Annotated in this window: 15 protein-coding genes; 3 read left to right on the forward strand and 12 right to left on the reverse strand. The window is 74.1% G+C overall.

The window, feature by feature from the left end:
- Positions 1-31 precede the first annotated feature (31 nt).
- Positions 32-3,610, reverse strand: coding sequence for an ATP-dependent helicase (locus PUR26_RS33635; RefSeq protein WP_329878505.1), 3,579 nt, complete (start codon positions 3,608-3,610; stop codon positions 32-34).
- A 254-nt stretch (positions 3,611-3,864) separates the two neighbouring features.
- Complete coding sequence (locus tag PUR26_RS33640; protein ID WP_443077249.1) at positions 3,865-4,230, reverse strand: MGMT family protein; 366 nt, start codon at positions 4,228-4,230, stop codon at positions 3,865-3,867.
- 485 nt (positions 4,231-4,715) lie between these two features.
- Here PUR26_RS33640 and PUR26_RS33645 point away from each other — a divergent pair, with 485 nt between their 5' ends.
- From PUR26_RS33645 to PUR26_RS33655, 3 genes are all read left to right on the forward strand, one after another.
- A complete protein-coding gene (locus PUR26_RS33645) occupies positions 4,716-7,340 on the forward strand; it encodes a lysylphosphatidylglycerol synthase transmembrane domain-containing protein (protein ID WP_443077255.1) in 2,625 nt (874 codons plus the stop codon).
- A 163-nt stretch (positions 7,341-7,503) separates the two neighbouring features.
- Positions 7,504-9,102: an alpha/beta hydrolase gene (locus PUR26_RS33650; protein WP_329878511.1), complete on the forward strand. Its 1,599-nt coding sequence runs from the start codon at positions 7,504-7,506 to the stop codon at positions 9,100-9,102.
- A 123-nt stretch (positions 9,103-9,225) separates the two neighbouring features.
- Positions 9,226-10,749 (forward strand): alpha/beta hydrolase, encoded by a 1,524-nt coding sequence (locus PUR26_RS33655; protein ID WP_329878513.1) that lies wholly within the window; start codon positions 9,226-9,228, stop codon positions 10,747-10,749.
- 78 nt (positions 10,750-10,827) lie between these two features.
- Here the strand turns inward: PUR26_RS33655 and moeZ are convergent, their stop codons facing one another.
- From moeZ to PUR26_RS33705, 10 genes are all read right to left on the reverse strand, one after another.
- A complete protein-coding gene (gene moeZ / locus PUR26_RS33660) occupies positions 10,828-12,006 on the reverse strand; it encodes an adenylyltransferase/sulfurtransferase MoeZ (protein ID WP_329878515.1) in 1,179 nt (392 codons plus the stop codon).
- Between the two features lie 70 nt (positions 12,007-12,076).
- On the reverse strand, positions 12,077-12,829 hold the full coding sequence (locus tag PUR26_RS33665; protein ID WP_329878517.1) for a spherulation-specific family 4 protein: 753 nt from the start codon (positions 12,827-12,829) through the stop codon (positions 12,077-12,079).
- The gene (locus tag PUR26_RS33670) at positions 12,817-13,776 is read right to left on the reverse strand and encodes an NAD-dependent epimerase/dehydratase family protein (protein WP_329878519.1); all 960 of its coding nucleotides are present in this window, start codon (positions 13,774-13,776) and stop codon (positions 12,817-12,819) included. The genes PUR26_RS33665 and PUR26_RS33670 overlap by 13 nt, the downstream gene beginning before the upstream one ends.
- Before the next feature lie 140 nt (positions 13,777-13,916).
- Positions 13,917-15,125, reverse strand: coding sequence for a hypothetical protein (locus PUR26_RS33675; RefSeq protein ID WP_329878521.1), 1,209 nt, complete (start codon positions 15,123-15,125; stop codon positions 13,917-13,919).
- The gene (locus PUR26_RS33680; protein WP_329878611.1) at positions 15,118-16,860 is read right to left on the reverse strand and encodes a DUF3492 domain-containing protein; all 1,743 of its coding nucleotides are present in this window, start codon (positions 16,858-16,860) and stop codon (positions 15,118-15,120) included. The genes PUR26_RS33675 and PUR26_RS33680 overlap by 8 nt, the downstream gene beginning before the upstream one ends.
- A gap of 253 nt (positions 16,861-17,113) precedes the next feature.
- Positions 17,114-18,820 (reverse strand): ABC transporter ATP-binding protein, encoded by a 1,707-nt coding sequence (locus PUR26_RS33685; protein WP_329878523.1) that lies wholly within the window; start codon positions 18,818-18,820, stop codon positions 17,114-17,116.
- Positions 18,817-19,806, reverse strand: a complete 990-nt coding sequence (locus PUR26_RS33690) for an ABC transporter permease (protein WP_329878525.1) — start codon at positions 19,804-19,806, stop codon at positions 18,817-18,819. Before PUR26_RS33690 ends, PUR26_RS33685 begins: the two co-directional genes overlap by 4 nt.
- Positions 19,803-20,861: an ABC transporter permease gene (locus tag PUR26_RS33695; protein WP_329878527.1), complete on the reverse strand. Its 1,059-nt coding sequence runs from the start codon at positions 20,859-20,861 to the stop codon at positions 19,803-19,805. Before PUR26_RS33695 ends, PUR26_RS33690 begins: the two co-directional genes overlap by 4 nt.
- Complete coding sequence (locus PUR26_RS33700; protein WP_329878529.1) at positions 20,858-22,603, reverse strand: ABC transporter substrate-binding protein; 1,746 nt, start codon at positions 22,601-22,603, stop codon at positions 20,858-20,860. The genes PUR26_RS33695 and PUR26_RS33700 overlap by 4 nt, the downstream gene beginning before the upstream one ends.
- 331 nt (positions 22,604-22,934) lie before the next feature.
- Entirely contained in the window at positions 22,935-23,030 is a 96-nt protein-coding gene (locus PUR26_RS33705) for an Ms4533A family Cys-rich leader peptide (RefSeq protein WP_329878530.1), read from the reverse strand.
- Positions 23,031-23,033: the final 3 nt, after the last annotated feature.

The following is a 23,033-nucleotide window of genomic DNA, read 5'->3' on the forward strand; positions in this document are numbered from 1 at the left end:
CAGAGAGGCTAACCGGCCGCACCGACAATCCTCATTCGACGATGTGCCGTCCCTCGGGCCGGGCGCTGCACGAGGCCCGGAACGCGCAGTGCCCGCAGTGCTGCCCGGCGGACGGGGTGAACCGTTCGTCGAGCACGCGTCCGGCGGCGGTGGCGAGGAGGTCTCCGACCCACTCCCCCGCCAGGGGCTCCTGGGCCTGGACGCGGGGCAGGTCCTCGCCGCCCTCCTTCTTCGGGGCGCCCTGGCGCAGCTGCACGAGCTCGGCGCCGCCGGGCTCGGGGCGGCGGCCCCCGAACACCTCGTCGACGGCTCCCTCACGGACGGCGAGCTGGTAGACGGCGAGCTGGGGGTGCTGGGCGACCTCGTCCCTGGTGGGTGTCTGCTTGCCGGTCTTGAAGTCGACGACGTACGCACGGCCCTGCGCGTCGGCCTCGACGCGGTCCATGGAGCCCCGGATCCGTACCGCGTACTCCCCCGCTTCGAGGGTCACGTCGAAGTCGTGCTCGGTGGCGGCGGGCGTGCGGCCACCGCGGTCCATGACATGCCAGCGCAGGAAGCGTTCCAGCGCCACGCGCGCGTGCTCCTTCTCCTGCGCCGACTTCCAGGGGGCGTCGAAGGCGAGCGCGTCCCAGACGGAGTCGAGTCGCTCCATCAGGACGGCGAGGTCGGCCGGGGTGCGGCCGGAGGCGACCTCGTCGGCGAGGACGTGCACGACGTTGCCGAAGCCCTGGGCGGCGGTCGCGGGCGCGTCGGCCTTCACCTCGCGGCCCAGGAACCACTGGAGGGCGCAGGTGTTGGCCAGCTGGTCCAGGGCGCTGCCGGAGAGCGCGACCGGGTGGTCCCGGTCGCGCAGGGGGACGGCCGAGTGGGTCGGGTCGTACAGGCCCCACCAGCGGTACGGGTGTGCGGCCGGTACGAGGGGCTGGCCCTCGTCGTCGGTGAGCGCGGCGAGCCGGGCCAGGCGCCTGGCCGCGGCGTCGCGCAGCGCGGGGGACGCCGCGGGGTCGACGGTCGTCGCCCGCAGTTCGGCGACGAGCGGGGCGACGGCGAGGGGGCGGCGGGGGCGGCCGGTGATGTCGCGGGGTTCGGTGCCGAGCTCGGTGAGGAAGCGGGAGGGCTGGTCGCCGTCGTCGGCGGGTGCCTTGACGGCGGTGACGACGAGGCGGTCGCGGGCGCGGGTGGCGGCGACGTAGAAGAGCCGGCGCTCCTCCGCGAGCAGGGCGCCGGGGGTGAGCGGCTCGGCGAGGCCGTCACGGCCGATGCGGTCGGCTTCGAGGAGGGAGCCGCGGCGGCGCAGATCGGGCCAGAGGCCCTCCTGCACGCCCGCGACGACGACCAGGCTCCATTCGAGGCCCTTGGAGCGGTGCGCGGTCATCAGGCGTACGGCGTCGGGGCGCACGGGACGCGTGGAGAGGGTGTCGGCGGCGATGTCCTGGGCGTCGAGCTCCTCGAGGAAGTTGAGGGCGCCCCGGCCGCCGGTGCGTTCCTCGGCGCGGGCGGCGGTGTCGAAGAGCGCGCACACCGCGTCGAGGTCCCGGTCGGCGTTGCGGCCGGCCGCGCCGCCGCGCAGGGCGGTGCGGTGCAGACGGGTGGGCCAGGGGGTGCCGTCCCAGAGCAGCCACAGGGCCTCCTCCGCGGTGCCGCCGGCGGCGAGGAGCTCGCGGGTCCTGCGCAGCAGGTCGCCGAGGCGCTGGGCGCCCCGGGCGTACGCGGGGTCGTGGGCGACGAGCCGCTCGGGCTCGGCCAGGGCCCGGGCGAGCAGGATGTCGGACGGCGGGGGGACCCTGTTGCCCCCGGCCCGCTCCTCGTCGCGCAGGGCGCGCCCGAGCCGCCGCAGGTCGGCGGTGTCCATGCCGCCGAGCGGCGAGGTGAGCAGGGTGAACGCGGTCTCGGTGTCGAGCCAGCAGGCGGCGGCCGCCGGGCCCTCGGCTCCGGACGGCTCCCCGGCACCTCCGAAGCGGTCCGTGTGCGCCGCCCCGGCCTCCGCCCCGTCCGCCTCCGCCGTCGTGTCGGTACCGGTGTCGGCGTCGGCGTCGGCGTCGGCGTCGGCTGCGACAGGGGTTCCTGCTTCAGCAGGGGTTCCGGTTTCGGCGGGGGCCCCGGTATCGGCACCCGCGCCCTCCCGGGTCCTCCCGGCGTCCTCGTGCGCCGTGCCGTCGCCGTCGCGTCCCTCGACAGCCGCGAGCGCGGCCGTGGCGGTGGCGGTGGCGGTCGCCGAGGCCGTGGCGGTGGCCCGCAGGGCGGTCAGGAGCGGGGCGACGGCCGGTTCGTGGCGCAGGGGTACGTCGTCGCCGTCCACCTCCAGGGGCACGCCCGCGGACGTCAGGGCCCGGCGGAGGGTGGGGATGGTGCGCCCGCCCGCGCGGACCAGGACCGCCATGTCGCTCCACGGGACGCCGTCCTCCAGATGGGCGCGGCGCAGGATGTCGGCGATGTTGTCGACCTCGGTGGAGGCGGTCGGGAAGGTGTACGCCTCCACCTGGCCGCCGTCCCGGACGGCCGAGAGGTCACGGTGGGCCCTCGCCCGGTCGGCGGGGAGCCGGGACAGGGGCATCCGCGCCGTGATCAGACGGGTGGCGGACAGGAGGCCGGCGCCCGAGCGCCGCGAGGTGGACAGGACCGCGACCGGGGCCGGCGTGCCGTCCGCGCGGCGGAAGGTGTCCGGGAAGTCCAGGATGCCGTTGACGTCCGCGCCGCGGAAGGCGTAGATCGACTGGTCGGGGTCGCCGAAGGCGTACAGCGTCCGCCCGTGGCCGGCCAGCGCCCGCAGCAGCCGGACCTGGGCGGGGTCGGTGTCCTGGTACTCGTCGACGAACACGGCGTCGTACCGCGCGGTCAGCCGGTCCGCCACCTCGGGCCCGGACGCCAGGAGCACCGCGCGGTGCACCAGCTCCGCGTAGTCCAGCACGCCCTGCATGTCGAGCACGTCGAGGTACTCGGCCAGGAACCCGGCCGCCGCCGACCAGTCCCGGCGGCCGGTGCGGGCGGCGAAGTCCGCGAGGGCGCGGGGCCCGAGTCCCAGTTCGCGCGAGCGGGCGAGCACCGCGCGCACCTCGTCGGCGAAGCCGCGCGTCGTCAGACAGGCCCGCAGCTCGTCCGGCCAGTGCACGCGTGCCAGGCCGTCCCGTTCGAGGTCGAGCTGGCCCGCCAGCAGTTCCCGGACGGCGACGTCCTGCTCGGGACCGGACAGGAGCCGGAGCGGTTCGGCGAACAGGTCCGCGTCCTGATGGGCCCGGATCAGGGCGTAGCAGAAGGAGTGGAAGGTGGTGGCCTGCGGGGCGGACGCGCCCCCCAGCCGGCCCGCCATCCGGTCCCGCAGTTCCACGGCCGCCTTGCGGCTGAAGGTGAGGACCAGGATCCGCTGGGGGTCGGTGCCCTGTGCGATCCGCGCCGCGACCGCCTCCACCAGGGTCGTGGTCTTGCCCGTGCCGGGTCCGGCGAGGACCAGCAGCGGTCCCCCCGCGTGGTCAACCACCGCGCGCTGCGATGCGTCCAGGAGGGGGGGATGCGCGGGAGTCGGCGGGGTACGCACCAGTCGGTACACGCCCGGGGTCCGCTGCCGTACCTGGTCCTGGTACGGCATACGCCGGGTGGTGGAGGAGGAGCTCACGTGGATCGCCGGTCCTGGTGGTGTGCTGGTGGTGAGGGTGCGGGTACAGGTACGGGTATGGGTTCGGCTCGTGCCGCGGCGACGACGCTACGCCAGTGCCCGCCCGGGGCGGGCCCGACGGGCGCGCCCCCGGCGGTCGCGGCGCCGCGTGCCGTCGCGGGGACGGCCGTGGACACCGTGGACACCGTGGACACCGCCGGATCGGCCGTCACCGTCTCCAGAGTGCCCGCCGGGGCCCCGGATGGACCAAGCTGTCAACTGTGAGTCATCGCACTGGCGCTTCCGCCGCCTTCGCCGCCGTCCCACCGGGCCCGCCTCATGTCGAGGCGCGGCAGGTGCCCCTCGGCGGTGCGCGCGGCTTCCCGCAGCGGCGTGGCTTCCTCCCGGTAGTGCCCGAGCGCGCGCAGCTCGTGGCCGGGCAGCAGCTGTCCGTCGGCCCGCACCACGCGCCACCACGGCACCGCGCCGCCGTAGAGCGCCATGACCCGGCCGACCTGGCGGGGCCCGCCCTCACCGAGCCACTCGGCGACGTCCCCGTACGTCATCACCCGGCCGGGCGGGATCAGCTCGGCGACTTCCAGTACCCGTTCCGCGTACTCGGGAAGGTCCTCAGCACTCATCCGGTCCATCCTGCACCACGGCACCGACAACGCCCGACGACCGGTCGTCCGGGGACGTGCGCCGGGCGGCCGACGGCCGCTCCCACGCACCGCGCGACGTCACGGCGCACCCTGATGCCTCCGTGCGCCGTCCGGTCATGCCACCATCTTCCGGGCGGTGACTGGTGATACGAGATCAAGAAGAGACAGAGACGACGAAGGGGCAGGATGTGCGGCCTTCCGAGGTGGCGAGCACTCCTGACGCCGAGTCGCGCCCACAGCGGCCCGCGGGCGGGCACGAGAAGCAGGAGCACACGCGCGAGCCCGCGCACACGCCGGAACCCGCCCAGCGGTCCGGGCCCGGGCCCGACGACGGCCCGGGGGCCGGTTCCCCGCATCCCGGCGTCAGCGCCGGCAGGGCGCGGGCGAAGTCCCCGGCGGGGCTCGATGCGGGTGCCGGTGCCGCCGAGGACCGGGACGAGCCGGGCCGTCCGGACCCGGCACGGGTGACCGGGGCGGAGACCACCGAGCGCGTCTCCGGTGACGAGCCGTTGCTGGCCGCCCGGGTGCACCGCCCGTCCGATCTGCTGCGGCTGCTCATCGGCATCCTGGCCATCGCGGTCGTCATCGCCATCGCCGCCTTCGCCCATGCCACCACCTCCGGCCTGGAGGCGGACATCAACAAGGGGACCGGCCAGGCCCCCGACGTCTTCGTCAAGATCGCCGGACTGGCCTCCAGCATCGCCGTCCTGCTCGTCCCGGTCGCCTTCGCGATCGAGCGGCTGATCAAACGCGACGGTCTGCGGATCGCGGACGGCGTGCTCGCCGCCGTACTCGCGCACGGCGTCACCCTCGCCACCGACCTGTGGGTCGCCAAGGCCGCCCCCGGCACCATCCAGGACGCGCTGACGCAGCCGCAGTCCGGGGGCGGACTGACCGATCCGGTGCACGGCTACCTGGCGCCCGTCATCGCCTATATGACGGCGGTCGGCATGGCCCGCCGCCCGCGCTGGCGCGTGGTGCTGTGGATGGTCCTGCTGCTCGACGCGTTCGCCATGCTGGTGGCCGGCTACACCACGGCGTTCTCGATCATTCTCACGGTGCTGATCGGCTGGACCGTGGCGTACGGGACCCTGTACGCCGTCGGCTCCCCCAACGTGCGCCCGACCGGGCAGAACCTGCTGGCCGGTCTGCGCCATGTCGGTTTCCACCCGGTGACGGCGATGCGGGCCGAGGGCGTCCCGGACGCGGCCGAGCAGGGCGACCGGGGCCGCCGCTATCTGGTCACCCTGGAGGAGGGTCCGCCGCTCGACGTCACCGTCGTGGACCGCGAGCAGCAGGCTCAGGGGTTCTTCTACCGGGTGTGGCGCCGGCTGACGCTGCGGGGCATCACCACCCGGCGCTCCCTCCAGTCGCTGCGCCAGGCCCTGGAGCAGGAGGCGCTCCTGGCGTACGCGGCGATCGCCGCCGGCGCCAACGCGCCCAAGCTGATCGCCACCTCCGAGCTCGGCCCGGACGCCGTGATGCTCGTGTACGAGCACCTGGGCGGGCGTTCCCTGGACTCGCTGACCGACGAGGAGATCACCGACGAGGTGGTCGTGGGCGCCTGGCAGCAGGTGCGGGCGCTCCAGTCGCGGCGTATCGCGCACCGCAGGCTGACCGGTGACGCGCTTCTGGTGGATCGTTCCGGCAAAGTGATCATCACAGATCTCCGGGGCGGTGAGATCGCCGCCGGCGACCTGGTCCTGCGCATGGACATCGCGCAGCTGCTGACGACGCTCGGCCTGCGGGCCGGGGCCGAGCGGGCGGTGGCCGCCGCGGTGCGCGAGCTCGGTCCGGACGCGGTCGCCGACTGCCTGCCGCTGCTCCAGCCGATCGCGCTCAGCCGCTCCACCCGGGCGACCCTGCGCAGGCTGGCGCGTGAACGCTCGCAGCGCGAGCGCGAGGCCGTGCTCGCGGCGTCCGAGGCCGCCAAGCAGGCCCGCCTCGAAGGCGCGACGGACGGCCCGCCCACGGCGGACGGGGAGAGCCCGAGGGCCGGGAAGAAGGCGGACCGCAAGGCGGTGCGCGCGGAGAAGCAGGCCGAGAAGCGGGCCCTGGACGAGGCGCTGGACGAGGCCCGCGAAGAGGACCTGCTCTCCCAGATCCGCCGGCAGGTGCTGCTGATCAGGCCGCAGGCGCCGGTCGAACCGGCGCGGCTGGAGCGGATCAGGCCGCGCACGCTGATCAGCATGATCGCCGGTGCCATCGCCGCGTACTTCCTGCTCTCGCAGATCGCCCGCACCCCGCTGTCGACCATCGCCCAGGCGGACTGGGCGTGGGTCGCGGCGGCCGTGCTGTTCTCGGCGGTCAGCTACGTGGCGGCGGCGATGAGCCTGCTCGGCTTCGTACCGGAGCGGGTGTCGTTCCTGCGCACGGTCGTCGCGCAGGTCGCCGGATCGTTCGTCAAGGTGGTCGCCCCGGCCGCGGTCGGCGGTGTGGCGCTCAACACCCGCTTCCTCCAGCGCTCCGGCGTACGGCCGGGACTGGCGGTGGCGAGCGTGGGCGCCTCGCAGCTCTTCGGGCTCGGGGCGCACATCCTGCTGCTGCTCTCCTTCGGCTATCTGACCGGTACGGAGAAGACCTCGTCGTTCACCCCTTCCCGCACGGTGATCGCCGGTCTGCTGACGGTCGCGGTGCTGGTACTGGTCGTCACGGCCATCCCGTTCCTGCGCAAGTTCGTCTCGACCAGGCTGCGCTCGCTGTTCGCGGGAGTGGTGCCGCGCATGCTGGACGTGTTGCAGCGGCCGGTGAAGCTGGTCACCGGGATCGGCGGCATGCTGCTGCTGACCTGCGCGTTCGTGCTGTGCCTCGACGCGTCCATCCGGGCCTTCGACGGCGGGCAGCAGCAGCTGAGCTACGCGAGCCTCGCCGTGGTGTTCCTGGCCGGCAACGCGCTGGGCTCGGCGGCGCCGACGCCCGGCGGTGTCGGGGCGGTCGAGGGCGCGCTGACGTTCGGTCTGGTGGCGGTGGGGCTGCCGCTGGAGGTCGCGACGCCCGCGGTGCTGCTGTACCGGCTGCTGACGCTGTGGCTGCCGGTGCTGCCCGGGTGGTTCTCGTTCAACCACCTGACCCGCAAGGGCGCGCTCTAGGGAGCGCCCGGAAAGTCCCGCCCGGACCGCGACGCCCCGCACGCGGGCCGGCGGGGGGGCCGGGGCTGCCGGAGGGGCACCGCCTCCGGCCCCGCCGCCGCGCGGCCACCCGCATGGACGGCCGTCGCAGGCGGGGAGAGCGGGTCGGGAGCACCATGGGAACATGCCTGCGACCAGCCGCCCCGTCCGGCGTACCGCCCACCGACCCGCCACCCGGCGCCGGGCCGCCGTGGTCGCCGCCGCGACCGCCGCCGTCCTCGTGGTCGCCGGCTGTTCCGGCGGCGGCGGGCAGGGCAGCGACGGGGGCCGGGCCCAGGACCTGTCCGCGCAGGAACTGGAGTGGTCCGAGTGCATGGCCCCGTCCGTCGCGGAGGGCGGCGGCCCCTCCCCCTCCCCGCTGCCCGGCGGAGGCACCTGGGAGTGCGCGTTCATGGACGCCCCCCTCGACTACTCCCGGCCCGACGGCGAGACCATCGAGCTCGCCCTGATCCGCGCCCGGGCCGGCGATCCGGCCAAGCGGATCGGCTCCCTCCTCTTCAATTTCGGCGGGCCCGGGGGTTCCGGCATCACCGCCCTGCCGTCCTTCGCCCAGGACTACGAGAAGCTCCGCTCCCGCTACGACCTGGTCAGCTTCGACCCGCGCGGGGTCGGCCGCAGCCAGCCCGTGGAGTGCGAGGACGACCGCGCCCTCGACGCGTTCTTCGCGCTGGACTCGACACCGGACGACAACGCCGAGGTGAAGACCTACCAGGAGGGGCTGCGGAAGTTCGCCGACGCCTGCGAGAAGAACTCCGGCGCCGACCTGCCGCACGTCGGAACGGCCGACGCGGCCCGCGACATGGACCTGATGCGAGAGGTCCTCGGCGACGACAAGCTGTACTACTTCGGCATCTCCTACGGCACCGAGCTGGGCGGCGTCTACGCCCATCTGTTCCCCGAACGGGTGGGCCGGGCCGTCTTCGACGCGGTCGTCGACCCCACCGCGACGGCCGAGCAGGGCTCGATCGGACAGGCGAAGGGCTTCCAGCTGGCGCTCGGCAACTTCGCGAAGGACTGCGTGGCCCGCGCCGAGGACTGCCGGCTGCCGGGCAGCACCCCCGCCGAGATCGAGGAGTTCGTCGTCGGGCTGCTCGCCGAGCTCGACAAGAGGCCCATCGACGGCATCGGCGAGCGCAGGCTCACCCAGACACAGGCGACCAACGGCATCGCCCAGGCCCTGTACTCCAAGGAGTACTGGCCCTACCTGGAGCAGGGCCTCGACGAGGCGGACGGCGGCAACGGCGGCCTGCTCCTCGCGCTGTCGGACTCCATGAACGGACGCGAACAGAACGGCACGTACAGCAACAGCCAGTCGGCGAACGCGGCCATCAACTGCGTCGACGACAAGGCGCGCTACTCGGTGGAGCAGACCCGGGCGCGGCTGCCCGCCTTCCGCGAGGCGTCCCCCGTCTTCGGCGACTTCCTCGGCTGGGGACTGCTGGGCTGCTCCGCCTGGCCCGTCCCGGGCACCTGGGCCCACCCCGACGTCAGCGCCCCGGGCGCGGCCCCCATCGTCGTCATCGGCAACACCGGCGACCCCGCCACCCCGTACGCGGGCGCCAGGGCGATGGCCGACGCGCTGGGTCCGGGGGTCGGCGTCGAGCTGACGTACAAGGGCCAGGGCCACGGCGCGTACAACAGCGGTGACGCGTGTGTGCAGCGCGCGGTGGACGCCTACCTGCTCCAGGGCAAGGTCCCGGCGGGCGGAACCGTCTGCCCGTAGCCCCCGGCCGTCTCCCGGATCCCTCTGCCCGCGGGGCCCGGCCGTGCGGGCGGACGGTGCTGCCGACGGGCGCTCCCGGGCACTCCGTAGGATGGCGGTCCGCTACGGATGCAGGGGGCCCTCATGTCCACGCGCTTGCCCATACGCATACGGACGGGGGCACTGGCCGCGGCGACGGCGCTGCTCACGGGGGTGCTGGGGGGCTGCGACAGCGGCGGTCCGGACGCGTCCGGCGACGGTCCGGGGCCGGCGTCCCGGTCCGGGCAGGGGCTCGACTGGCAGAGGTGCACCGCGCCGGAGGGCGGCGAGGAGCCCGGCTCGCAGTGGCGCTGCGCGGCCGTGCGGGTGCCGCTCGACCACGACCGGCCCGGGAGCGGGACGATCGACATCGCGCTGATCCGCAAGGAGGCGCGCGACAAGGACCGCCGCCTCGGCTCGCTGCTGTTCGACTTCGGCGGCCCGGGCGCCTCGGGCGTGAGCGTCCTGCCGCGGGCGGCCGGTGCGTACGAGAAGCTCAACAGCCGTTACGACCTGGTGGGGTTCGACCCGCGCGGGGTCGCCCGGAGCTCGGGCATCGTCTGCCGTGACGACGCGGAGGCGGCCGCCGCCGAGACGACGGTGGACATCACCCCGGACACGCCCGCCGAGACGGCCGCCTTCCTCGCGGACGGCGCGGCCTTCGGCAAGGGCTGCGCCACCCGCAGCGGCAGGGTGGTCGCCCATGTCGCGACCACCGCCGCCGCCCGGGACATGGACCTCGTCCGCAAGGCACTGGGGGACGAGAAGCTCCACTACTTCGGCATCTCGTACGGCACCCAGCTGGGCGGCGTCTACGCCCATCTGTTCCCGGAGCGCGTGGGGCGGACCGTCCTGGACGCGGTCGTCGACCCGACCGCCGACACCGCGGGTCACGCCCGCAACCAGACCACCGGCTTCCAGCGGGCGCTGAACAACTACTTCGACTCCACCGGCGAGGGCGCCGAAGCCGGCACCGCCCGTGTGGCGCGGCTGCTGAAGCGGCTCGACCGCGAGCCCCTGCCGGCCGGGGGCGGCCGCAGGCTCACCGAGAGCCTGGCCCTCGCCGGCATCGTGATGCCGCTGTACTCGCAGAGCAGCTGGCCGACGCTGACCGCGGCACTGGAGGAGGCGGAGCAGGGCACGGGCGACGGGCTGCTGCGGCTCGCCGACATGTACAACGACCGGGACGGGAAGGGGCACTACGGCACGCAGAGCCACTCCCAGCGCGCGATCTCGTGCGCGGACAGCGCGCAGCGGCCGACGGCCGACGACGCGAGGGCGCTGCTGCCGGAGTTCCGGCGGATCTCCCCGGTCTTCGGCGAGTTCCTGGCGTGGGACACGGCGGGCTGGTGCGCGGACTGGCCCGTGAAGGGCGAGTCGGTCACCCCCGGGACGAGCGCTCCCGGCGCGGGCCCCGTGCTGGTGATCGGCACCACGGGGGACCCCGCCACGCCGTACGAGGGAGCCCGCAGGATGGCGGACGAGCTCGGTGCCGGGGTCGGCGTGCTGATCAGCAACGAGGGCGAGGGGCACGGCGCGTACGGCACGTCGTCCTGTGTGACCGGCACCGTCGACGGCTATCTGCTCGACGGCAAGGTCCCGCCGAGCGGCACGGCCTGCTCCTCGTAGAGCGGGGGACGCACGTGAGGAGGGGCCGGACCCGGCGGGTCCGGCCCCTCCTCACGTGGAGGCTGCGCGGAAGGCGGGCTAGTAGACCGGCTTCTCCGGCTCGATCTGGTTGACCCAGCCGATGACGCCGCCGCCGACGTGCACCGCGTCAGCGAAGCCCGCGGACTTCAGCACCGCGAGGACCTCCGCACTGCGGACACCCGTCTTGCAGTGCAGGACGATGCGCCGGTCCTGCGGGAGGTCCTGGAGGGCGTTGCCCATCAGGAACTCGTTCTTCGGGATCAGCTTGGCGCCCGGGATCGAGACGATCTCGTACTCGTTCTGCTCGCGGACGTCGATGATCTCGATCTTCTCGTCCCCGTCGATCCACTCCTTGAGCTGCTTGGGAGTGATCGTGGAGCCGAGCGCCGCCTCCTGGGCCTCCTCGGACACGACGCCGCAGAAGGCCTCGTAGTCGATGAGCTCGGTGACGGTCGGGTTCTCGCCGCAGACGGCGCAGTCCGGGTCCTTGCGGACCTTCACCTGGCGGTACTGCATCTCCAGGGCGTCGTAGATCATCAGCCGGCCGACCAGCGGGTCGCCCACACCGGCCAGGACCTTGATCGCCTCGGTCACCTGGATGGAACCGATGGACGCGCACAGTACGCCCAGCACGCCGCCCTCGGCGCAGGAGGGGACCATGCCCGGCGGCGGGGGCTCCGGGTAGAGGCAGCGGTAGCAGGGACCGTACTCGGACCAGAAGACCGAGGCCTGACCGTCGAAGCGGTAGATCGAACCCCAGACGTACGGCTTGTTCAGCAGCACGCACGCGTCGTTGACGAGGTAGCGCGTGGCGAAGTTGTCCGTGCCGTCGACGATCAGGTCGTACTGGCCGAAGATCTCCATCACGTTGTCGGCCTCGAGCCGCTCCTCGTGAAGGATCACGTTCACATACGGGTTGATGCCGAGAACGCTGTCGCGTGCGGACGCCGCCTTGGAGCGGCCGATGTCCGACTGGCTGTGGATGATCTGGCGCTGCAGGTTCGACTCGTCGACCTCGTCGAACTCCACGATGCCGAGCGTCCCGACACCCGCCGCAGCCAAGTACATCAGCGCCGGCGAGCCCAGGCCACCGGCGCCCACACAGAGCACCTTGGCGTTCTTCAGCCGCTTCTGCCCGTCCATCCCGACATCGGGGATGATCAGGTGGCGGGAGTACCTGCGAACCTCGTCCACGGTGAGCTCGGCAGCCGGCTCGACCAGGGGTGGCAGCGACACGGAGACCTCATCAATACAGCTGGTCGGTAGTCAGTACGGTCGTTCTTCCGTAACACTGCCACGCCCCTTCTCATTCCGAGACACCCGGTCCGATCTGCGAGACGATTTCGTCCCAGTAGCCGGGCAGTGCCTCGAATGGGCCGCTCTGTCCGGTCCGGTCGGTGAAGAAGATCGTTCCGGCGCCCTGCCAGCGGGCGATGCGCATCGCCTCCCGCAGATGGCTGCGCGGCACCCCGTGGACCAGGTGCGCGAACCGCTCGGGCGGATGGTCCGCCGTCCACTCCGCCACCTGCGACCAGCGGTAATCGGTCCACGGCCCGGCGAAGGTCACCAGCTGGTCGGCGGTCTCCAGATAGCCCGGATGCGGATGGGTGCCGTGCCCCAGCACCAGATGGCCGCCGCCCGCCTCGCCGAGGAGCGCCCGCAGCGCCGCGGTCGTGCGCCGTACGGCGGCCAGGCCCGCCCGGTCGGAGGGGCAGCGCTCCAGCAGGTAGCCGTCCACCCGGTACCAGTCCAGGTAGCGGCGCGCGTCGAAGACGAGCTCGCCGAAGGGCCGCGACCCGTGCGCCAGGTCGAGATGGCCCAGGACCCGTACACCCGCGTTGCTCAGCCTGCCCGCCGCTTCCAGGCAGTGCGGGTCAGGCCGGTAGCCGGGTCCGTCGGCCACGTTGAGGACGGCCCAGTGGAGCGGCGTGCCGGGGCGGGTCAGCTCCGCCCATTCGACGGGAGCGACCAGGGGATGGGCGTAGCCGGGGACACCGAAGCCGAGCCGGGCGGCCTCGGTCGCCGCCGGCGCGGTGCCCGGCCGGATCAGATACGGCACGCCGCCTCCATCCAGATGTCCGCGAGGGACTCCTCCAGGTTGATCCGGGGCCGCCAGCCGAGCCGGTCGCGCGCGGTCCGGACGTCCGCCTGCTGCCAGCTGCCGCAGCCGTCCGGGTAGGGGTAGGGGCCGACCGCGTGGTGGTCGGGCAGGGACTCGCCGCGCTGGACGCCGATGGCGGGCCGCGCCGGCGGCGCGTCCAGCTCGTGCAGGGCGCCGGTGTACCCGGCGACGCGGGCCAGGACGGCGGCGGCGTCCCTGAGCCGTACCGCGCGTCCGGTACCGATGTTGACGACGCCCTGGGCCGCCGACAGGGAGGCGGCGTGCACGGCGCGGGCCACGTCCCGTACGTCGACGAAGTCCCGCTGCACCCCGAGCCCGCCGAGCTTCAGCTCGCCGTCGCCGGACTGCATGGCGCGGCGCATCGCCTCCGCGAGCCGCCCGAGCGGGGACCCGGCCGGGGTGCCGGGGCCGACCGGGGAGAAGACGCGCAGGACGACGGCGTCCAGGCCGGAGCCGAGGACGAGCTCGGTGGCGGCCAGCTTGGAGACGCCGTACGGGCCGCCGGGGCGCGGCACCGCGTCCTCGGCGGTCGAGGAGCCCGGTTGCGAGGGGCCGTACTCGGAGGCGCACCCGACCTGGACCATGCGCGCCCCGCAGCCGCTGCGCCGCAGCGCCTCGCAGACGGTGGCGACGGCCACGGTGTTGTGCCGGGTCAGCTCGCGGGCGCCGCCACGGGTGGCTCCGGCGCAGTTGATGACGACCCCGGGGTGGACGGCGTCGAGGAAGCGGGTGAGCGCGCCGGGGCTGCCGCCCGCGAGGTCGAAGCGCACGTCGGCGTCGTCGCCGCGTCCGAGGGCGGTCAGGTGCACGGCCGGGTCGGCGAGCAGCCGGTCCGCGACGAAACGGCCGAGGAACCCATTGGCACCGAGCAGCAGCACCCTCATCGCGCGGCCCCTTCGCGCCGACCGGCCGTTGCTGAGGATCGAGGGGTCATCTCTGTTTTCTCCTTGGGAATCGCGAAGTGCTGATGATGTGGCTGTGCACCTGCGGCGTCGGCTCCGCGGGTACGTCGCCCGGCAGGGGGTCAGGGGGTGGCGTGGGCGGATGCCCGGGTGAGGGCGGCGCCGGCGCGGGCCAGGAGGGCGAGGGCGGCGACACCGCAGACGAGGGCGGGCACTGCGGGGGTGCCCCAGGTGTCGATGACGGCCTGGACGGGGCGGGCGAGCCAGTCGCAGCCGGGCACACGGCCGGCGAGCACGGAGGCGAGGGCCAGCGTCTGGGCCGCGCAGGCGGCGAGGAGGGCGGCGGCGGCCGGTTCCGGGAAGCCGTGGACGGTGAGCAGCCGGGCGACGAAGAGCAGGATGCCCAGGGCGAGGGCGGCCCACAGCGCTCCCGGCGGTCCCGGCGCCCCGAGGAGGCCCGCGCCGCCGGAACCGGAGCCGGGAGCCGGGCCCGCGCCGTCGGAGCCGTACGGTACGGGCAGCCGGCCCACCAGTCCCACGAGCGCCAGGAGGCCGGCCAGAGCGGCCAGTTGCAGGGCGACGACGCCGAGGAGCAGCGGCCTGGTCCGGGCGGCGAAGTCCGCCAGGCCTCGGCTGCCGACGAGCCCGCGCCGGGCCCTGTCGGCGAACAGCCGGGCGCACCAGGCGGCGGGGGCCACCGCGAGCGCCAGTCCGGTCAGCGCACCGGTCTGCGGGGGCCAGGGGCCGTCCGGGCCGCCCGCCACGAGCCGCTCCAGCAGGCCGTCGCCGTACACGGAGTGGACCAGGAGCAGGCAGACGTACACCCGCGCGCCGGGCACGGTACGGCGCCTGGTGCTCAGCGGCCCGTGGCGCAGTGCGGCGCGCAGGGCGAGGCAGAGGCCGAGCACGCCGGCGGCTCCGGTCGCGAGCCGCGCCGGGCCGTCGACCGCCGTCGACGCGGCGGCGGCGAGGACGCACACGGCGCCGGGCAGCAGGGCCGGCAGGACCCAGCGGGCCTTCGGCGCCGGCTCTTCCGGTGCGGCGTGGGGGCCGGCCGGACCGTCGCCGCGCGGCACACGCGCGTAGAGCTCCTCGGCGAGCGAGAAGACGTCACGGTGCCGGAAGCGGGCGGCGGTGCGGTCGGTGACACCGTGGGCCTCCAGACCCGCGGCGATCTCCAGGGGGTCGACGGCCCGTCGGCACAGCTCCCGGTGGCGGTGCAGCAGCGCCTTGACGGGATCCGCGTGGCCCCGGCGGGGGGCGGGGGTGCCGGACGCGGCAGCGGAGCCGGTGGCGGGGCGGACCGGGGCGGTCCTGCCTTCGTCAGGCATCGCCGCCGCCTCCCGCTCCGGAGAAGGCGCCCGCTGTCCGGTGGGCCCAGCCGGGCGTGGGGGCGCGGCCCGTCCAGTGGCCGGGGACACGGGCCTCGGCCGGGTACGCGAAGGGCCGGGGCCCGCCGTCGGCGTCGACGCCCTCCGCGTCGCGGCGCACGGGAGCGTGCGAGATGAGCTCCAGGTAAATGCCGTGAAATGCCGTGAGGTTCTGCTCGACGGTGAAGAGTTCGAGCGCGCGGGCGCGCGCGGCGGCGCCCAGCCGCTGTCTGCGCGCCGGGTCGCGCATCAGCGCGAGGCAGGCATCGGCGAGCGCCCGCGGATTGCGCGGGGGCACGACCAGTCCCGTACCGCCGATGACCTCGACGACGGCGCCCACGTCCGTGGAGACGGTGGCTCTGGCGCAGAACATCGCCTCGACCAGGCTGATGGGGAAGCCCTCGACGACGCTGGAGAGCACGACGACGCCGGCCGAGGCGTAGGCCTCGGCGAGATCGGGTGCCTCCGGGCCGCCGATCTGTTCGAAGGAGACGGGGTTGTCGCCCACGGCGTGCGCGTCGGCCGCCTCGTCCGGGAACAGCTGGGCGGACAGCGCCTTGCAGTGGGTGAGGTAGGCGGCGGCCTCCGGCTCGTGGACCGGGGCGCAGACGATCCTGAGCCGCGCGGCCGGCTCCTCCTCGCGCACCGCCGCGAAGGCGTGGAGCAGGGCGAAGAGGTCCTTGGCCGGCTCGACGCGGCCCACCCACACGAGGGTGTGGGGCTCTCCCCCGTCCTCGCCCTCGCCGACCGCCGCGAACCGTTCCGCCTCCATGCCGGGGTAGACGGTGCGCAGTCGGGCGCGGTCGGCGCCGCACCTCTCCTGCCAGCGGCGGGCGTGGGTGTTGCCGGGGGTGATCACGGCGGCCTGTCGGTACACCTCGGCGGCGAGGCGCCCCTGGAAGGCGGCGAGCAGGGCGCGCACGGGGGCGGCCCGGGGCGCGTCGGTCGCGAGGTAGTGCGCCCGCAGCTGTACGCCGTACTCCGTGACCAGCAGCGGAACACCGAAGAAGCGTTTGGCCAGCAGGCCGGGCAGCGCCGCGGCGCCGCCGGACGCGGCGTGGCAGAGGTCGACCGCGCCGAGGCCCTCCGGGCCGTACCAGTCCGGCGAGAGGGGGCGCAGTGCGCGCTCCAGCCGGTCGACGAAGGTCAGGTAGTCGGGGACGGTCGCATCCCGCACGCCGCGGCGTGCGCCGGGCGCACGGCAGGCGGCTTCCACGGTGCGGACGGCGACTTCGGAGCGGAGGGCGGCGTACAGGCCGCCGCGCTCCCTGGCGAGTCCGGCCAGGCCGTACAGCCCTTCGGCGAACCCCGCCGAGGCCGCCGCGCCCGTCGGACCGGCCTCGCCCGCGCGGGGCGCCCCACCGGTGTGTCCCCCGGAGCCGGTGGGGGCGGGGACGGCCTCGTCGGCGCCGGTGACGGCCCTGACCAGCTCCATGAAGTGCGCCGCGAAGCGTCGGCGGTCGCGCCGGCCGTAGCTGCGGCCGTCGTCGCCGGGGGCCCAGAGGGGAGCCGTGCGCACGCGCCGGACCTGCGGGGGGAGCTGGATCCAGCCGCCGTCCTCCTGCTGAGCGGTGCGGCTCAGGGCGTAGATGTCGAACTCATGCCCGGTGAGCCCGCGCACGAGCCGGTCGCACCAGAGCCTGGATTCACCCGTCGCGTACGGGTAACCACCGTCGGTGAGCAGTCCGATCCGCACGAGCACACCCCCGATCTCCCTTGTGCGCGGCCACCGTTGGTCCGGCGACTCACAGCGGGACGACCGTAAGCGGATATGCCGGTGGCGCGACGGACGGTTGTCCGTCGCGCCACCGGAAGGGGTGAATGCACGTAACTTTCCTCCCCCCATCACGTTTCATCGCGCTAAAGGGTGGCCACGTCAGAAGCCTTTCGGCCCCTCAACGCTCAACCGTCGGCCCCTCGGCCCCTCGGCTCCTCGGCCCGTCGGCCCTTCAGACGACGGACAGCTCCTTGCCGGGCGCGCCCAGCGCGCGGCGGGCGGACCGGCGCGCGGTCGCGAGCGCGGGATCGAGCGCCGGTACGGCGGCCAGCAGCTCGCGCGTGTAGGGGTCCCGGGGCGACCCGTACACCTCGTCCACGCCGCCCTCCTCGACGACCCGGCCACGCCGCATGACCATCACCCGGTCGCTGACCTGCCGTACCACCGCGAGGTCATGGGCGATGAAGACCAGCGCGAGGCCGAGCTCGCGCTGGAGTTCGGCGAGCAGCCCGACGACCTGTGCCTGGGTCGTCACGTCGAGCGCGGACACCGGCTCGTCGCAGACGATGAGCTTCGGCTCGGCCGCCAGGGCGCGGGCGATGCCGATCCGCTGGCGCTGGCCGCCGCTGAACTCGTGCGGGTAGCGGTCGGCCCGGTCGGGATCGAGTCCGACCCGTCCCAGCAGCTCGCGCACCCTGGCCGTGATCCGCTCCTCGTCCCGGACGCCGGCCGCCCTGAGCGGGTCGGCCACGGACTCGGCCACCGACCGGCGGGGGTTGAGGGAGGAGACCGGGTCCTGGAAGACCATCTGCAGCTCGTGCCGCCGGGGGCGCAGCGCCCTGTCGGACAGCGTGCCGATCTCCGTACCCCGGTAGCGGAGCTCTCCCGCCGTCGGGTCGAGCAGGCGCACGAGCATCCGCCCGAGCGTGGTCTTGCCGCTGCCGCTCTCCCCGACGATGCCGAGCGTCTCGCCCGCGCGGACGGTGAGGGAGACCCCGTCGACCGCGGTGACGCGCTGTCCGCCGCGGCCGAACTCCCGCCGCAGCCCGACGGCTTCCAGCAGCGGTCCCGGGCCGGCCGGCCCGGCCGCCGCTTCCCGCTCCCCGGCCCCCGGCCCGGCTCCCCGCTCCACGACGCGGGCCGCGCGCGGGCCGTCCAGGCGCGGCACGGCCGCGAGGAGCTCCCGGGTGTACGGCGCCTTCGGCGCGGACAGCAGGTCGCCCACCGGCCCCCGCTCCACCTCCCGTCCCGCGCGCATCACCAGGACGTCGTCGACGCTCTCCGCCGCGACACCCACGTCATGGGTGACCAGGAGCAGGCCCATGCCGGTCTCCTGCCGCAGGGTGTGCAGCAGGTCCAGGATCTGGGCCTGGACGGTGACGTCCAGGGCGGTCGTCGGTTCGTCGGCGATCAGCAGACTCGGCTCGCAGGCGAGCGCCATCGCGATCAGGGCCCGCTGCCGCATGCCGCCGCTGAACTCGTGCGGACGCGAGCGGGCGCGCCTGGTCGCGTCCGGGATGCCGACCCGGTCGAGCACCTCGACCGCGCGCGCCCGGGCGGCCTTGCGCGAGGCGTCGGTGTGCACCCGGTACACCTCGGCGATCTGGTCGCCGACGGCGTAGTACGGGTCCAGGGACGACAGGGGGTCCTGGAAGACCATCGCGGCGATGCCGCCGCGCAGCTCCCGCAGCCGGCGGGGGTCCGCCGCGCCGACGTCCGTGCCGCCCACCACCACCGTGCCGTCGACCCGCGCCCCGGTTCCCCGGTGCAGGCCCAGCAGCGCGCCGGCGACGGTGCTCTTCCCGCTGCCGGACTCGCCGACGAGGCCCAGCGCGCGGCCGGGTGCCAGTTCGAAGGAGAGTCCGTCCACGGCGCGCAGTTCCCCGTCCCCCGCCGGGAACCGGACGACGAGGTCCTCGACCTCCACCAGCGGCGTCACGTCAGTACCACCCTTCGGTCGGCGGCGGCGTACAGCAGGTCGGCGACCACATTGGCCACCACCACGGCGGCGCCGGTCACCAGCACCACCCCCACCACCACCGGCAGATCGATCACTCGCACCCCGTCGATCAGCGTCTTGCCGAGACCGGGGATGCCGAACAGCGACTCGGTGAGCACGGCACCGCCGAACACCGTGCCCAGGTCGTACGCGCTGAGCGCGATGACGGGCGGTACGGCACCCCGCAGCGCGTGCCGTGCGACGACGGCCCGCTCCCCCACCCCGTACGCCCGGAAGGTACGGATGTGGTCCTCGGCGAGCGTCTCCAGCGTCGAGCTGCGGGTCAGCCGGGCGTACTTGGCGCTCTCGTAGAGCCCCAGCGTCAGCCACGGCAGCAGCAGGTTCCACGCCCACTGCTCGGGGTCCTCGGTCAGCGGCACGTAGGTCGGGAAGGGCAGCCACTGCAGGTAGGCGCAGACGGCCATGAGCAGCAGCAGGCCCAGGATGAAGACGGGCATGCCCGTGGCGGCCAGCGTGAGGACGGTCAGGGCCCGCTCGGTGAGGCCGCCGCGCCGCAGCGCGGACAGCAGCCCGGTGCCGACGCCGACGACCAGCCATACGACGAAAGCGCCGAGGGCGAGCGAGGCGGTGGCCGGGAGCCGCTGCACGATCACGTCGGTGACCTGCTGGTCCGTCTGGTACGAGAGCCCGAGGCAGGGCGCGTCGCAGTGCAGCGCGCCGATGCCCGAGCTGTAGTCGCGCCCGGCGACGACGCCCTGGAGGAAGTGGCCGTACTGCGTCAGCACGGGATCGTTCAGTCCGAGCTGGTCGCGCACCTGCGCCACCTGCTGCGGCGTGCAGCGGTCGCCGCAGGCCAGCTGGGCCGGGTCGCCCGGCGCCAGATAGAACAGCCCGTAGACCAGGGCCGAGAGCGCGAGCAGCACGAGGACCGCGCCGGCCAGCCGCTTCAGCACGAAACGCGTCATGACCCGCTCCTCCCGTCCGTGGTGGCGGCCGCCGTCGGGGAGCCGGCCCCCGGCGCCCCGCCCCGCTCCTTGCCGGGCGTCCCCGACTCCTTGCGCGTGCCGACGCGCAGCCGGCTCGCCTCCCGCGGGTCGAGTGCGGTCCGTACCGCGTCCCCGAGCACCGTGAAGGCGAGGACGGTGACGAACAGCAGCCCGGCCGGCAGGAGGACGTACATCGGGTCGGCCCGGAACCAGATCTGCGCGGTGGAGAGCATCTGCCCCCACGACGGCGTCGGCGGCTTCACCCCCACGCCCAGGAAGGAGAGCGACGCCTCGACGACGATGTTCGTCGGCAGCAGGATCGCCGCGTACGTGATGACCGGGGCGGCCAGCGACGGCAGCAGCTCGCGCCGTGCCACCCGCAGCGGGCCGTTGCCGCTCAGCCTCGCGGCGGCCACGAAGTCCAGGGACTTGAGGGTCAGGGTCTGCGCCCGCACGATCCTCGACGTACCGCCCCAGCCGAGGACCCCGATCACCAGGATCAGCAGCAGGGGCCGGGGGAAGTCCGGGGGCACCACGGCGGTCAGCGCGATGGCCAGCACCAGCATGGGCAGCGCGAGCATCACCTCGGTGAGCCTGCCGAGAACGCCGTCCACCCAGCGGTTGCCCAGCCCGGCGAGGAGCCCGACGCCCACACCGATCAGGACCTGGACGGCCGTCGCCCCGACGGCCACCAGCAGCGAGATCCGCGCTCCGTACAGCAGCCGGACGAACAGGTCCCGTCCGGTGCCCGGTTCCACACCGAGCCAGTGGTCGGCGCCGACACCGCCGAACGGGCCGACCGGCACACCGCCACGGGCCGAGTCGACGAGGTCGTCGTGGTACGTGTACGGGTCCTGGCCCGCGACGGCCGCCAGGAGCGGCGCGGCCACCGCCAGGACCACCAGCAGGGTCAGTACGCCCGCCGCGGCGATCGCGGAGGGGCGGGTCCGCAGCCGCCGCCATATCCGGCGGGCGGCGCCCCCGGCGGGCACGTGGCCCGCCGGGGGCGCCAGGGCTTCTTGCAGCGTGGTCACTTGACCGCGACCTGCGAGACGTCGAGGACACCGGTCCAGTCACTGATGACGACGTTCTTGACGTCCTTGCCGACCAGGCGCTTGTAGACGGGGTGGAAGAGCGGCACGTCCAGAGCCTGCTCGCCGATCTTCTTGTCGAGGGCGCCCCACCGCTGGGCGGCGGCGGACAGGTCGGTCAGCTTGTTGATCTCGTCGATCTCCTTGTTGACCGCGGGGTCGTTCAGCTGGGCGTGGTTGTAGTTGGAGCCGTCGGTGACGATCTGCCGTCCGTCGAAGATCGGCGCCAGGAACGGGCCGCCGGCCGGCCAGTCCGCTCCCCAGCGGGAGAGGAAGAAGCCGGGCGCGTCCTTGGCGCTGCGGCGCTTCTCGTTGTAGGCGTTGTTCTCCAGGCCCTCCAGCTTCACCGTGATGCCCGCCTGCTTGAGGGCCTCCTGGACCGCGGTCGCGACCTCGGGGCTGGTCTCGCGGTTCTGGGCGGTGGAGTGCGTCAGGGTGATGGCGAGGCCGTTCGGGTGGCCCGCCTCCTTCAGCAGCTGCCTGGCCTTGGCCGGGTCACCGGTCTTCCCGGCCGGGAAGTGGTCGTAGGGGGTGTACCCGAAGGACTTCTGCGCGGGCAGGAAGGTGGTGGCGGGCTCGGCGAGCGCGGAACCGCCGGCCGCGTTGACGACGCTGGTGCGGTTGATGGCGTACGAGATCGCCTGGCGCACCCTGATGTCGTCGAACGGCTTCACCTTCGGGTTGAAGGCCAGGTAGTTGGTGTAGCCGAAGTGGCCGGTGCCGACGCGGGCGGCGAGGGCCTTGTCGGAGCCGATCTGGGCGAGTTCGGCCGGGCCGAGGTTGGTGTCCGTGGTGACGGCCGCGGCGTCGGCGCCGGAGGAGGTCGACAGCCGCTGGTTGATGACGGCCGCGTCCAGGCCGGATCTGACGTCGATCCGGTCCGGGTACGCCTTGCGCTCCTCGTCGTTCTTCTCCGACCAGTGCGGGTTGCGCTCCAGCGTCAGGCGCTCGCCGTCGTTCTCGTTCCTGACGACCTTGTACGGGCCCGAGGACACGGGGTGCTCCTCGTACTTCACCCCGGTGTCCTTGGCCTTCGGCACGGGCGCGAACTGCGTCTGGGTGGCGACGAAGGGGAACTCGCCCTCGGGCTTCTTCAGCTTGAAGACGATCGTCCTCGGGTCGGGCGTGACGATCGACGCCAGCTCCTTGCCCTTCTTCCCGTCGGCGCCGGCCTTGTACGGGCCTTCGTAGGTGTCGCCTCCGATCAGCCAGTCGCGCAGGTACGGGGCTCCGCCGGAGAGTTCGGCGGCGAAGGAGCGCTCGATGCCGTACTTGACGTCGGCCGTGGTGATCGCCGTGCCGTCCTCGTACTTCAGGCCGTCCTTGAGCGTGAACGTCCACTCCGTGGCGTCCTTGTTGGGGCGGCCGGTGTCGGTGGCCAGGTCGGGGACGACCTTGGCCCCCTCCGCCCCGTCCTCGCGGTTGCGGGTGGTGAGCGTGCGGAAGACCAGCGAGGGGACGTTGCCGCCGCCCGAGGTGTAGAGCCGCGCCGGGTCGAAGTCGCTCTGCGCCTCACTGTTGAGGATCGTGAGCGTGCCGCCCTTCTGCGGCTTGCCCGCAGCGCCGGCGGCGCCGCCTCCCCCGGCGCCGGCGCCCTCGGGGCCGCAGGCGACGGCGCCCGAGACGACGACGAGGCTGATGGCGGCCGCGGCCGCGCGGCGCGATATGACGGACGGTTGACGCATGGGAGGAGACCTCTCGGTGTACTGCGATCGGAAGCGGCAGGTGCGGTGGCGAGCTGTTCCGCGAAGGCAGCGACAACGGGAAGACGCGCACCCGAGTGGGTACGCACAGGGAATGCCGCGCCTGCGGGAGAAGCTCGGGAAGGACACCCGGGCGCGGTTCGGATGCCTTCGCACGGGACGACCGGACACCGGTGTGCGGGTGTACGGGGACCGCCGCGGCGAACGGGCCGTCCACGGACGGTCCGTGCGCCGGGGCCGAGGCCGGGCCGACCTCGTGCGGGGCATACGGGCGATGACGGCGGGAAGGTGCCGACGCGCGCTCGGGCAGGCGTCAGCTACAGAGAATGTCGGCCACGGTGTGCCCGGTCACGCCGATGAGCGCCAGCTCTATGGCGGCGCATTCGGAGGCGAGAGGGCGGTGCGACATGCC

The sequence above is a fragment of the Streptomyces sp. SP18CS02 genome (genome assembly GCF_036322365.1).
Lineage (GTDB): Bacteria > Actinomycetota > Actinomycetes > Streptomycetales > Streptomycetaceae > Streptomyces.